The sequence below is a fragment of the Noviherbaspirillum sedimenti genome, assembly GCF_003590835.1.
Classification (GTDB): Bacteria; Pseudomonadota; Gammaproteobacteria; order Burkholderiales; family Burkholderiaceae_D; genus Paucimonas; species Paucimonas sedimenti.
Genome location: NZ_QYUQ01000002.1, coordinates 3,706,584 through 3,719,345, shown reverse-complemented (window position 1 = coordinate 3,719,345; position 12,762 = coordinate 3,706,584). Strand labels below are relative to the sequence as shown.

The 12,762-nt window shown below is 57.9% G+C and carries 12 protein-coding genes; 3 read left to right on the top strand and 9 right to left on the bottom strand.

Annotation, left to right across the window (positions count from 1 at the left end):
- Positions 1–2: 2 nt before the first annotated feature.
- Genes D3878_RS17250 through D3878_RS17225 form a run of 6 tightly spaced genes read right to left on the bottom strand, consistent with a single transcriptional unit; the run spans position 3 to position 5,792 of the window.
- The gene (locus D3878_RS17250; protein ID WP_119786610.1) at positions 3–677 is read right to left on the bottom strand and encodes an RraA family protein; all 675 of its coding nucleotides are present in this window, start codon (positions 675–677) and stop codon (positions 3–5) included.
- Positions 674–1,777 (bottom strand): amidohydrolase family protein, encoded by a 1,104-nt coding sequence (locus tag D3878_RS17245; protein ID WP_119786609.1) that lies wholly within the window; start codon positions 1,775–1,777, stop codon positions 674–676. Before D3878_RS17245 ends, D3878_RS17250 begins: the two co-directional genes overlap by 4 nt.
- A 5-nt stretch (positions 1,778–1,782) precedes the next feature.
- Positions 1,783–2,181, bottom strand: a complete 399-nt coding sequence (locus tag D3878_RS17240; RefSeq protein ID WP_119786608.1) for a RidA family protein — start codon at positions 2,179–2,181, stop codon at positions 1,783–1,785.
- A gap of 11 nt (positions 2,182–2,192) precedes the next feature.
- Positions 2,193–3,194, bottom strand: coding sequence for a DODA-type extradiol aromatic ring-opening family dioxygenase (locus D3878_RS17235; protein ID WP_119786607.1), 1,002 nt, complete (start codon positions 3,192–3,194; stop codon positions 2,193–2,195).
- A gap of 55 nt (positions 3,195–3,249) precedes the next feature.
- Complete coding sequence (locus tag D3878_RS17230; RefSeq protein WP_119786606.1) at positions 3,250–4,446, bottom strand: Gfo/Idh/MocA family protein; 1,197 nt, start codon at positions 4,444–4,446, stop codon at positions 3,250–3,252.
- Complete coding sequence (locus tag D3878_RS17225) at positions 4,446–5,792, bottom strand: Rieske 2Fe-2S domain-containing protein (RefSeq protein ID WP_147384014.1); 1,347 nt, start codon at positions 5,790–5,792, stop codon at positions 4,446–4,448. The genes D3878_RS17230 and D3878_RS17225 overlap by 1 nt, the downstream gene beginning before the upstream one ends.
- Positions 5,793–6,188: 396 nt before the next feature.
- Here D3878_RS17225 and D3878_RS17220 point away from each other — a divergent pair, with 396 nt between their 5' ends.
- From D3878_RS17220 to D3878_RS17210, 3 genes are all read left to right on the top strand, one after another.
- Positions 6,189–7,520 (top strand): Rieske 2Fe-2S domain-containing protein, encoded by a 1,332-nt coding sequence (locus tag D3878_RS17220; protein WP_158592304.1) that lies wholly within the window; start codon positions 6,189–6,191, stop codon positions 7,518–7,520.
- 85 nt (positions 7,521–7,605) lie between these two features.
- A complete protein-coding gene (locus D3878_RS17215) occupies positions 7,606–8,412 on the top strand; it encodes an SDR family NAD(P)-dependent oxidoreductase (protein ID WP_119786603.1) in 807 nt (268 codons plus the stop codon).
- A gap of 118 nt (positions 8,413–8,530) precedes the next feature.
- Positions 8,531–9,595 (top strand): aldo/keto reductase, encoded by a 1,065-nt coding sequence (locus D3878_RS17210; protein WP_119786602.1) that lies wholly within the window; start codon positions 8,531–8,533, stop codon positions 9,593–9,595.
- A 112-nt stretch (positions 9,596–9,707) separates the two neighbouring features.
- Here the strand turns inward: D3878_RS17210 and D3878_RS17205 are convergent, their stop codons facing one another.
- From D3878_RS17205 to D3878_RS17195, 3 genes are all read right to left on the bottom strand, one after another.
- Entirely contained in the window at positions 9,708–10,466 is a 759-nt protein-coding gene (locus D3878_RS17205; protein WP_119786601.1) for an SDR family NAD(P)-dependent oxidoreductase, read from the bottom strand.
- A 187-nt stretch (positions 10,467–10,653) separates the two neighbouring features.
- Positions 10,654–11,784, bottom strand: coding sequence for an aromatic ring-hydroxylating oxygenase subunit alpha (locus D3878_RS17200; RefSeq protein WP_119786600.1), 1,131 nt, complete (start codon positions 11,782–11,784; stop codon positions 10,654–10,656).
- Between the two features lie 53 nt (positions 11,785–11,837).
- A complete protein-coding gene (locus D3878_RS17195; RefSeq protein ID WP_119786599.1) occupies positions 11,838–12,671 on the bottom strand; it encodes an enoyl-CoA hydratase/isomerase family protein in 834 nt (277 codons plus the stop codon).
- Between the last annotated feature and the right edge of the window lie 91 nt (positions 12,672–12,762).

Genomic DNA, 12,762 nt, shown 5'->3' with positions numbered 1-12,762 from the left:
CCTCATTTCTTCAACATGTTCTCGTAGGCGCCGCCCATCACTTGCGAGATGGGGGTTCCGCCCAGGAGCGCTTTCGCCATGGCCAGTTCCTTGGCGACGATTTCTTCCGCGGCGCCGAGCACCTGCTCAATGTCTTCCGCTTTCACAAAGATGACGGCGCTGCCGTCGGCGATCACATAGTCGCCTGGATTGACCCCGACGCCGCCGACATCGATGGCGACATTGGTGCCCTTCTCGACGATACGGCCGCGTGCAGTGCGGGCGGTGGTCGCTTTCGAAAAGACCGGAAAGCCATACGTCACAGCTTCATCGATATCGCGCACCGGGCCATCGGCGACCACGCCGGCGATGCCGCGCAGCTTGGCGCCGAGCGACAGGATACCGCCCCAGCTGCCGGCCTCGATGCCGGTATGCTGCTCGACCACCACCACGTCCAGCGGACCGCCTGCTTCGATGGCGGTGCAGCCCAGGTGGACCGGCGGCCCGGGAGGCGGCTCACCGGTACCCAGCTTCAGGGTGATGACGCGACCGGCGATGCGGCCGCTGCCGGACCGTTGCGGCAAGCCGCTGACCACGCCCTGCAGTTGCAGGCAATCCATCGCATCGGAGACAGCGCAGCAATCGAGGCGGCGCAGGCGGCGCACTAACGCGGCGGCACCGGATTCTTGCTTGCTCATTTCTGGCCTTTCTTGCTGGCGTCGGTGTTCAGGCGGCTGAACAGCTTGCGCGCATTCGTATCGTAAATCTTGTAACGGTCATCGTCGTTCAGGAAGCCGATGTTATCGATGGTGTACTTGAAGTCATCCATCGGACGGCCGGTTTCCAGATCGACGGAGCTGCCGCTGCCCGGGCGCTCGGTGCCGAGAACGACACGGTCAACCCCCACGGTCTTCAGCAACAGTTCCAGCGACCCCTTGTTGTGCACGACGGTATCGAACCAGAAACGCTTCAACTGATCATCGAAGACGGTCAGCTTGGCCGGGCGCGCGGGCAAAGGCTGGCCAGCCCAGGCGGCAGCTTCAGTATCCTTCAGGAACTTGGCGATGTCCGGGTCATGGGCAGCCTGTTCCATCAGCCAGTGCGAGCGCCAGCGGCCGATCTGGTAAGGAATCGCGCCGCCGCCATGGCTGATCATCAGTTTCAGGTCCGGGAACAGCTTGAAGACATCCGAGTGGATCACCGAAGTGATCGCCAGGCTTTCTTCGGTGGAAAAGTGCTCGTCGTAGGTCTCGCGGCCGCAGCAGCCGGCGCTGTGGATATGCGCCGGCACATCCATCTTGACCAGCTTTTCCCACAGCGGATACCAGTACGGATCGCCCAGGCGCGGCGACTTGCCGCCGCCTTCATCCGGGTCCGGGTTGAGCAGCACGCCGACAAAGCCCAGTTCATTGACGCAGCGATCGATCTCGTTGAACACGACATCGATCGGCTGGCCGGTCAGCTGCGGCAAGCCGGCGACGCCACGGAAGCGGTCCGGGTACAGCTGCACGGTCTTGTAGATGACGTCATTTTGCAACTCGATCCAGATGCGCACGTCCTTCGGGCTATGGTGCGAATGCATCAGCGAGAACGGACGGGGCGACAGCAGTTGCACGTCGGTGCCGGCCTGGTCCATGATGGCAATGCAGCGCGCTGCCGTCTTGACGATTTCCTCTTCCGGCAGATAGCGCTGGATATACCACTCTTTCGAGTGCTGGCCGTTGGACGACTGCAGGATGGTGCGGATCGCAAACAGCGAGGCCGGGGTTAGTAAGTGTGCATGAGCATCGATAATCACGAGAACTACTCCTTGATAACGGCAATAATGTCGAGCTGCGCCAGCATGCCGCCGGGCAGTTCCTTGATAATGGTATGTCGGGCCGGACGGTTATCCGGATCCGGAAAGCGCGCGAGCCATTCACGATTGATGGCATCGCGCCATTCGTCGCTGGCGATATAGACGGTCATGCGACCGATATCGCCGAGCGTTGCACCAGCTTTCGCCAGCAGCGCATCGAGGTTGGCGAAAGCATGGCGTGCCTGCGCGTCGCCGCCCTCGGCGAGCTTGCCGGTCTGGGGATCGGATCCCATGATCGCGGAGGAAAACAGCATGTTGCCGACGCGGGTGCCCATCGGAATGGGCGCCTTGTGCACGATGCCGTCGATCTGGAACGACTGCCGCCAGGGTTTGGTGGATATCATGATTTCTCCTCTTACTCAGGACGCCAGGCGGTGAATGCCAGGCCAATGCCGGTTCCCGCAGGCGTGCGATACACAGGAATATATTCCGCCCACTGATTCTTCAGACCTTCCAGCGCGCCACCGGCCATCACCCAGTTGAGGATTTCCGACGAACCCGATTTCAGTGCCGTGACAGGCAATGCACGCAACGTTTCGGCATCGCCCGTCTGCAGCGCCGTCAGCACCTTGCGGTCAACCGCCTCATCCGTGGCGAAGTGGCTCAGGCCGCCGGAGGCGACGATGGCCACGCGGCGATCGTCGGGGATCGACTCGATCGCCTGGCGCAGCAAGCGACCGACGTCATAGCAGCGCCATGGACGCATCACGTTCGGCGGGAAGTAGGTGTTCAGCATGACCGGCACTACCGGCACCGGGCGGTTGTCCAGCAAACGATGATTGACGAAGCCAAAGGCGTGGCCGAAGCCGGCCCGGATCGGGTCGGTCACTTCGGAAGATGCTCCGACATCGACGCCGCGCTCGAGCAAGCCGTCGATCACGGCGCGGGCGTAAGCGGGCGCACCGAGATGCTCGTTGGCCTTGTCCTGGCTGTAGCCGCGCAGGGCTTGCTGGTGCCACTCCGGCAGGTGATCCACGGCTTCGCCATGCGGGTGCATGATGATTTTTTCGCCATAGAAAATCGCCAGCGCCGGCATGTGCTGCAGCTTGAACAGCTCATCCTGATCGTCACCGATGACCACGATCACGTCCGGCCTGGCTTCCGCAAGCTCTGCGGCAACACGGTCGAGCGCCTGCTGGGCCTTGGCCGACTGCTGCCTGAAATTTTCCAGGGTCGCCATCTCGGCGTGACGGTTGCCGGATTCTTCGGCCAGCTGCGCGTAACTGATCACGCGGCCATCGCACAACTGGATCGCTGTGCGCTTCAAGTCATCCTTGGCGCGCTCCACCCACATTTCCGGGGTCATCGCCAGCAGCGGGCTGTGCGAGGTACCGATTCCCAAAACAATACGGCTCATTTTCGTCTCCGTCGGAAGCGCTGCTTCCGCCTATTTCAATTTAATTTCTATGGCGTCAAAGAATGACTTCACGTCGCTCTTGCGCGGATTTCAGGATTGCCAGGCTGGCTTCCACGGTGCCGCGGGCAAACGCGCCATCGTGCGCAGGCGCCACGCCGCACTGCACCGCATCGCACAACTCGTCCAGCACATCCGAACGTCCAGGCCGGCCGGGACGCATCGGCACGGGAATTTCCTTGACGCCGTCGCGTGAATACACCAACACGCCGTCGGGCGACTGACGCAGGTCGGCCTTCTCGCAGCTGGCAATCAACACGCCGAAATGCGGCTGATGCACGGGAATGCGCGAGGCCGGCGCGGCCGAGCCGCCATAGCCGAAGCGCTCCACGCGGGCGGCCAGTTCTTCCTCGGGATTCTTGAAATTTTCCCAGGAGCGCGTCGTGGCGCCGTGCGCTGCCTTCCTGGGATAGCCGCCTTCACCTACCCAGCCATGCCATTCGTCGGTATCGAAGCGGTCATAACCGCTGTACGTAAGCGAGGCGAAGCAGCCGTCTTCAAAATCGAGGAATACCGAGCAGTTGCCTTCGGTCGGACGACGCGGGTCGAGAATGCCGGTGGCGGCGCGCAGGCTGCGCAGGCGCGAACGCGTCAGGTAGCGCACCGTATCGATCTGGTGCGGCACCTGGTTGAACAGGATGCCGCCGCCCTTGGCAGTATCGAGTTCCTCCGGTCGGCGCGGCCGATACAGGAAGTCGGTGTAATTCGCCCCGGACAGCATCATCAGCTTGCCGTATTCGCCGCTGGCGATCAGCTCGCGCATGACGCGCACCGACGGATCGAAACTGTGGGTATGGCCGACGATCAGCGTCACCTTGTGACGTTCGGCCGCCGCGATCATGGCATCGCAATCGGCCAGCGACAGCGCCATCGGCTTTTCGACGACGATGTGCTTGCCATGCTCGGCCGCCAGCACCACATGATCGCGATGGAACTGGTGCGGTGTGGCAATGTAGACGGCATCGACATCGTCGCGCCTGAGCAGGCTTTCGATGTCGGCAAAGACCGGCGCTTCATTGTCCGCGGCAAAGCGCTGGCGCAGGCTTTCATGCGGCTCGGCGGCGCCTGCCAGCACGGCGCGCGCATGGTCGCGTATGACGGACACCATCAGGGCGCCCGCCATGCCCAGGCCCACCACCCCGATGCGCAAAGGGGGAGCCGCTGGCGGCGCTTGCTCGGGACGACTGGCGCGCATTACTTTTCCCCGCCCTCACGCAGGCGCACGCAGGCTTCCTTGCCGAATTCGCCGATAAACTGATCAAAGTCGCCGATCGAACAAATCTTGCTGATGGCGCGCACCTGGAAGGATCCGGGATTGCGCAGGAAATCAGGCTCCTTGCCTTGCTGCAGCGCCTCCACCATGCGCACCAGCGAACGGCGTGCGGTCACCACTGCCTTATCGGAGCTGACCAGATTCTCATGCGAACGATCCAGGATGCCGGGATCGCCCATGCCAATCTTCCTGGAGTTTTCTGCGAGCGCACGATCCTGGTCATGCACGCCCCAGATGCCGGAGAAATTTTTATCCTTTTGCACCTGACGATCGATCCCGTAGTCATTTTCCTTGTTTGCTGTTGGCAGGAAAGTATCAATGACATAACCGTCGGGCAGCGTATAGCGTCCCGGGTTCATTTCTGGCGGGAACAACGCGCCGCTCTCATAGGTCGCCAGCTCCTGTTCGCTGAACGGCCTGTCGACACGGAATCCGAAGGTGAATACCGTCACATGATTGTCGTCAATTGGCGTCCAAGCACGGCCGCCGAACGAGGCAAACGCCCCTGGGGCATGCGGAATAAAGCTGAACATCGGCGCTACCCAATGTGATTGACGCCAGAAGAACTCGTTGTCAAGATTCCGGCGAGCGCCATAGGTGTAGCCGGAAACCGTTTCCCGCAGCTCGAGTACCGGCGCCTGATCGGATGAAGTCTGTGACCCTGCCATCTTCTGGATCGAGTTTTCGGGGTCAAAATCCTTGTGCAACCAGCTGATATGCGAGCTATCGATTTCGCCTTCGAGGCCTTGCAGCCAATTGGTGCGTTGCATCCAACGGGCGCTGTAGGCATGTCCTGCGGACGCATTGGCATAGTCGAACTTCGGAAACGGCGGCATCTTGTCCACCGGCCCCATGTAGATCCACACCACGCCATTCGCTTCATGCGCCTGATAGGCGCGCAGTTGCGCGCGCGCGCGCATCTGCGCTTGAGCAGTGTCGTCACCAGCAACATTCGGGATCTCGAGACACGCACCATTAATGGCAAACTTCCAGCCGTGATACACGCATCGCACGCCGCCCTCTTCGTTACGTCCGAAGAATAGCGGCGCACCTCGATGAGCACAATACGCATCAATGATGCCAACTTTTCCTTCGGAGTTGCGAAACGCAATCAAGTCTTCGCACAATATGCGCAAGCGCACCGGCGCACCCTCGGCCGCCAATTCACTGGCCATGACGGCCGGAAGCCAGAAGCGGCGAAACAGTTCGCCCATTGGCGTACCTGGCCCAACCCGGGAAAGAAGTACGTTGGTTTCATGATTGAGCACGATTTGATTCCTTGTTATGAGTTTCAGCTATCGCTACGCAAATTTTATTTGCGCAGTAGGACATGCCTGACATTTCGTTGCTGGCACCGCCGCTTTTGTTTCAGGCGCTCGAAATACTCGCTAATTTCATACTTCAGCGTTGTGTACGTTATACCGTGAGATCCCCTCTTGGTCAACGAGAATTCGTAATAAAACTCGATATTTCGTTATAAAATGATTTTAAATTTTGACGACTTGATGGAAAAATGAAGATTACTGAGCAGGACAATAGGCGGATTTTTCTTGTATTTGCCTTGATTTCAATATATCGTACTATAAACCGAAATATCGATATAAATCAGGCCTCAAAATCCTGCTGCCTCGATTCTCAAATGCTTAGAAAAGGAAATGATTCCCATGCTTTCACATGAAGATAATGCGCTGATGTGCGAAGTCGACCCTGGCACTCCGATGCACGAGACCATGAAGCGATATTGGCTTCCAGCAACACTATCATCTGTCCTATCTGGCCCCGATTGCGATCCGGTGAAAGTCACCCTGTTAGGCGAAGACTATGTCATGTTCCGCGACAGTAATGGCAAGGTCGGCATGTTGCGCGAACGGTGCTGCCACCGCGGCGCCTCGCTTTGCCTCGGTCGGGTCGAGGATGGCGGCATCCGCTGCCTTTATCACGGCTGGAAATTCGACGTGAACGGGCGCGTGCTGGAGATGCCCAATGCCAAAGGTGAAAATTTCCTATCTCGCTACAGCCAGCCCGCCTACCCGACCCATGAAGCGGCGAACGTGGTCTGGGTCTACCTCGGCCCTGCGGATAAGCAACCGGCGTTCCCACGTTATCCAATCTTCGACCTTCCTTTGGATCAGGTCGTGGCACAGGAATGGTTTGTTGACGCGAATTACGTGCAACTCCTGGAAGGCCTAGTGGATTCCTCCCACGTCGGTGTGTTGCACCAGGATTCGATCGTACGGCGTATCAAAGCGGCAAGCAAGGAAGGAAAACTGGACGCCGTATATAAGCAGATGGCGGACGACCTCGTGCCTCGCCTAGAGGTTGAAGAAACCGACTATGGCTTTCACTATGTGGCGATCAGGGAATTGAATACTGACGACGGTGCTGTCGATGTGGCTCGCATAACCGCATTCGCCATGCCTTTCATTAACTTTGTTGCCACCAATTCCACCATGCTTGCCGCTGTGCCGGTGGGAAATGGAAAAACCCTGATGTTCGAATTTAACTGGGACTGGAAGCGACCATTCGACGCCGAGCGTACCGAGCAGGTTTTGGCCTACCACGGAATCTCAGATACTATCCTGGACAACATCGGACTTTCTCGCAAGACCTATGGCAAGGTGGAGCGGCCAAATTCGGCCAACAATTATTTGCAAGATCGTGCAGCAATGCGCCGCAGCGAAACCTTTAGCGGCCTGCCAAACTTTCACCCGGAAGACATCGCAATGGCAATCTCGATGGGACCGATCAGTGATCGCACTAAAGAAAACTTGGTTCCTTCTGACCAGGCATGTGTGCGGATGCGCCGCGTATTGATCGAATCTGCGCGGCGGGTCATTGATGGCAAAGATCCTATTGGCGTGCAATCCGAAATCTTACCTCGCGGCACGCAGGGATCATTGAGAAAAGGAGAAGCATGGCAGTCCGTCCTTGCCAAGCAGGAAAACTTGAATCGCTCTTTCGGCCAGTTCGCGGCGCAACTGGATATCAAAAAGTGAATTCTCCGGTGCTGACGAATCAGTCACCCTCGTGATCGGCGAGGCATTCGCAGGCAAATAAACATTTATCTAAGGAGGCAACAACATGAGCGATAAAGAATGGCAATCGACCGATTATCTGCAAAAACTGCGGCTGGATGGCCGTGGTTATGTGGTGCTCGGCGCCGGAAGCGGCATTGGCGGGCAAGTGTGCAGGGCATTTACCCAGGCAGGTGCGCGCGTCATATGCGTCGATATCCAGGCTGACGTAGCCAAAATGACGGCCGAGGCGGTAGGCGGGATTGCGATGCAAGCGGATGTCACCAGCCGTGCGGACATGACCGCTGTGTTTGAACGGGCAAACAGTGAATTCGGCAAGCAATTTGCCGGTGCCGTTGTCGTGGTTGGCCATCCGGTCCCTGCGCCCGGCCCGATTGGATCGTATGACGATGAGGGACTGTTCCGCCAATATCAGCTGGTGCTTCATCCTGGCGTGGTGACAACCCAGATTGCGGGGCCGATGCTGGCTGCCAATGGCGGCGGCACGATTACCCTGGTCGGTTCGCTCGCCGGCTTGCGCAGCACGAAACGCGTGGCGATGTACGGCACCGCCAAGGCGGCGTTGCACAGCTTTGCCATGTTCGCTGCAGACGAGTATGGGCCGAGCGGGGTCCGTATCAATGTGGCTGTACCAGGGCGTATCAAGGCATCCGGCACGGTCGATCCAGCGCCGGAGGTCTGGGAACGCGTCGCCAGAGGCATTCCGCTGCGCCGCATCGGCGTGCCGTCGGAGATCGCTGGCACCATCCTGTTTCTTACTTCCGATCTGGCCAGCTACATCTCCGGCCAGGTTATTGTCGTCGATGGCGGCATTAGCGGCGTTTCGGCATTGCCGAGCTCCTTGGTCGCGTAACGCTGAAAGAAGAGCCCAGCGGCTCGACAAGCACCGTCTCGAGGTTTCGGGCCAACTCATCGTGCCCGAAGACTGATTCATACCAGCTTGACATAAGCATTTGAAAGGGCGGCACGGCATGCGTTTTAAACTCTTGGGACAGTCCGGCTTGCGGGTATCAGAGCTCTGTTACGGGACGATGACATTTGGACAGGGTCGTGGCACTTGGGGCGCAACGAAGGAAGACAGCCGCAACTCGTTCCGCTGCTTCGTTGATGCTGGCGGCAATTTTTTCGACACGGCGAACTCCTATCAGGCAGGAGATTCCGAGGTATTTCTGGCTGAATTCATGGGTGCGCGCCGACATGACTATGTCGTCGCAACCAAGTTCACCATGGGCGGACGCCCCAATGACCCCAATTCCTGGGGCAATCATCGCAAGAGCATGATCCAAGCGGTCGAAGGCAGCCTGCGGCGCCTGAATACCGACTATATTGATCTCTACTGGATGCATGCCTGGGATCAGCTAACGCCACAGGAAGAAGTTTTACGCGCATTGGATGACTTGGTCCGTTCCGGCAAAGTGCTGTACATCGGCCTATCGGATACACCGGCCTGGGTGGTGTCACGTTCGCAAGCCATTGCCGAGCTGCGCGGCTGGAGTACCTTGGCTGCGATCCAGATGCCATACAGTCTGGTCGAACGTACGCCCGAGCGTGAATTGCTGCCGATGGCAACCAGCCTCGGCATGTCGATACTGAGCTGGGGTGGCTTGGCGGCGGGCATGTTAAGCGGGAAGTACAAGTCCGCTGCCCAAGCCGGGGAGGTAAATGGTCGCCTGACCAGCACTGATCAATCCCGCACTAAAGTGCTGTCCGACCGCAATTTTTCCATTGTCGCCGCGGTGGAAAGCATCGCTGCAGGCATCGGCGCAAAGCCTTCGCAGGTCGCGCTTGCCTGGGTGCGGACACGTTCGCCGGCGATCATTCCGGTTCTTGGCGCACGAACTGCGGCACAGCTGGCAGAAAACCTTGGCTGTCTTGACCTGCAGCTGGACAGCGAACAGCTGGAGCAACTGGAAAACGTCAGCGCAATCGAGCATGGTTTTCCAACCGATTTCCTCGGCAGCGACATGATCCAGTCGATGCTTTACCAAAATATGCGCCCGCAAATCGATGCGCCGATACGGGTGCCGAAGGTGTAATCACATCCGATAAAAAAGTTGACCGAATAGGCCCGCAATTACGAAAGTGAGCTTGGCCGGTTCGCGTCAACAAAATTCATGATGCGAACCGTGTGATCCAAATGCTTCAACCTTAGCGTTGCGCGGCCACTCCGCCATCAATCACAATAGAAGCGCCGTTGACAAATCCCGCCCTCGCGGAACAGAGCCAAACCGCGGCGTCGGCTTGCTCCTCCGCCGTTCCCAGGCGGCGCAATGGAATCTTGGCCGCTATCGGGGAGAGGTCTCGATCCGGTGCTGCTGACATTAACATCGGCGTTATGGTGGCACCGGGATGGAGTGCGTTGACCCGGATGCTAAGCGGCCCGAAGTCAATAGCCGCCGACTTGGTGATGCCAACCACCGCATGCTTCGAGGTCGTGTAGGCGACCATATGTTGGCGGGCGAAAAGCCCGGCGCCGGAGGATGTATTGACGATTGCACCTCCACCACGCTTGAGCATTGCCGGGATCTGGTATTTCATGCATCGTCGAATAGACGTGACGTTAGTTTCCATCATCATGTCCCACTCCTCGTCAGTGCATTGCACAACATCCGTTTCCAGGCCACGATGGCCGGCATTGTTGAAAGCGCAATCGAGCCCTCCAAACGCGGTGACCGTCGACGCAACTGCATTCGCAATTTCAGCTTCTGAACGAATATTGGCTTTCACAAAAATGGCATCCCCCCCCTCGGCAGTAATCAGGCAAACGGTTTCCCGGCCAGCCTCCTCGCTGAAGTCGACCACCGCGACTTTGGCGCCCTCACGCGCGAAAATCAAACAGGCGGCCCGGCCGATACCTGAACCGCCACCTGTAACGAAAGCCACCTTGTCTTGCAGTTCCAAATCCACGCTCTATCTCCCTGTGAAATTCATCAGAAAATTTATTGCGATTTCCCCATTATGTTTTCTGTGTGCCTGGGCAAATGACATTGAACAGGGATTTTCATGAATGCGGGAGCCGCTTCTTGCATTGGATGGCGACATTAGCGCCACCCAATGCAATTGCAGCCCTTGTCAAGCCACTTTTCGCAACCGCCTACCTGGCGCCGCCGGTCAATTCCACCATCAGGTCTTGATGACCGCTGGAGCGGGCCGGTCGGGGGGGGGCCTTTTTTTCCATCTCGGCTGTCAGAAGCTTCTTGAACATGCGTCGAACCGCCAATCCTGCGGCATCCGCCGCCAGGCTGACCACTGGCCGTCCCGGGGTTTCATTCAACCGCGCTTGCTGTGGCTCCAGGATAACGCGATCTTCATAGAGAGTCGTCATCTGCCCTTCGCGCATCTTGGCAAAAACCTCTTCATTGCCCAAGTGGACATTAACATGTCCACTTGCAAAGTAATGGGCGTTGCCTTCCGTCGATGGCGTGATTGCATGATACGAAACCAGTTGAAAACCTCCGGTACGCTTGGTCTCCATTGCGCCTGCATTACCATCCAATGCGCCACAACCGACGTCCATTGCCCCAGTCCAGATGAGCATGCCGCTGGCAGAACATTCAATCTCCTGCCATCGGTCGCAGTTCCCCTTGAAATCAAAACCCATTTTGTACTGATCGGCGGGAATACTATCTGGCAGCTTTCTCACGAAACTGACCCGTTTTCCATCGTCGTCCGTCGAAATTGTCAACTTGGCTTCGACGTTGGCCTGTACATCGCCATTGACTACCGTGTGGACATAAGCAAGATGAGTGAGATCCATGACGTTGTCATAAATCAATTTCCAGTCCGCTTTGTACTCAATGTGAGCCAGATTAAATGTTCCAAAAGTGTCCGGTTCGCCGAGCGTGGTCCTGGGGATGGTGGCTGGATCAGCAATTTCCGGATCACCAGTCCACACCCAGACAAACGAATCGCGCTCAACCACCGGATAGGTAAGTACCTGCATGTTGCGCGGTATGGACGTCTGGCTTGGCGCCTTCACGCATGCGCCAGTAATATCAAATTCAAGACCGTGATACGGACATTGCAATGAGCGGCCCTTGTTGCAGATAGGCCCAGCCGAAAGTGGCATCCCGCGATGCATGCAACGGTCTTCAAGTGCGGCTACCTGGCCCTCGTCCGTCCGGAAAAATACCATCGGCTTACCAACAATCATGCGAGCAAGCGGCTTTTCAGAGTTCACTTCTGTCGTGAGCGCTGCCACATACCAATTATCATAAATAAACATCACTATATCTCCTCGCAATGCATTTAAAATTAACAGTAGGAACTATCTAGCGCTCAACGCGCCTTGAAGACAGGCTTGCGCTTTTCCATGAATGCGCGACCCGCTTCTTTGAAGTCTTCGGTAAGATCCAGCCTGGTCAATTGCATTTCATGGTCGAGCTGGGTCGCATGCTGCACCCACAGGCGGCGACTCACGCGGACTGCGTCACGTACTGCCAAGGGTGGGGCTTCCAGCAACTTTTGCGCAAGTTCTTCGGCAGCCTGCAGATGTTCGCCATTTGGCACCAAACGGTTAGCCAAGCCGAGGCGATACAGTTCCGCGCCCGGGATGCGCGAGCCGGTCATCAGCATTTCGTTGGCAACTTTCGATGGCATGAAGGTGCGGATCTTCGCCCAAGTGCGCGAGCCAGACATGCCACGGCTGGTTTCGCTGGTGGCGAAGGAGGCGTCTTCCGTGACGACCACCAGATCGCACTCCGCGGCGATGTGAGCACCACCACCCAGCGCATAACCATGTACGGCGGCAATCACCGGCTTGTAATTGATGGTACGACCCATCCAGCCCTCGCCCCCTGTTCCCAGCAGATGCTGTGCGGCGCCGATCACCCCCTTCTTGGCCGCCGCAACCTGGCCCTCTTCCCTGGCTTTATCATCCGCGGCCAAGGCAAACGAGCCGTGGGTACGAACGTCGACGCCAGCGCAGAAGCAGCGGCCGGCACCGTGCAGGATCAAAACCCAAGCCTCATCATCGAGGTCATATTCCAGCAGCGCGGCACGGGTTTCGCGCTCCAGTTCATCGTTCATCGTGTTCAAGGCTTCCGGACGATTGAACATCAGATAAGCGATGCGGCCTTTGCGTTCGTAAGTAATGGTTTGATATTTGCTCATTTTTAACTCTTTAGATAGGGATGATTACAGGGAAGCGCGAAATTACGAGCTTGAGAATTTCCGCCGTGCTCGCATAAATTCGCAACACGGT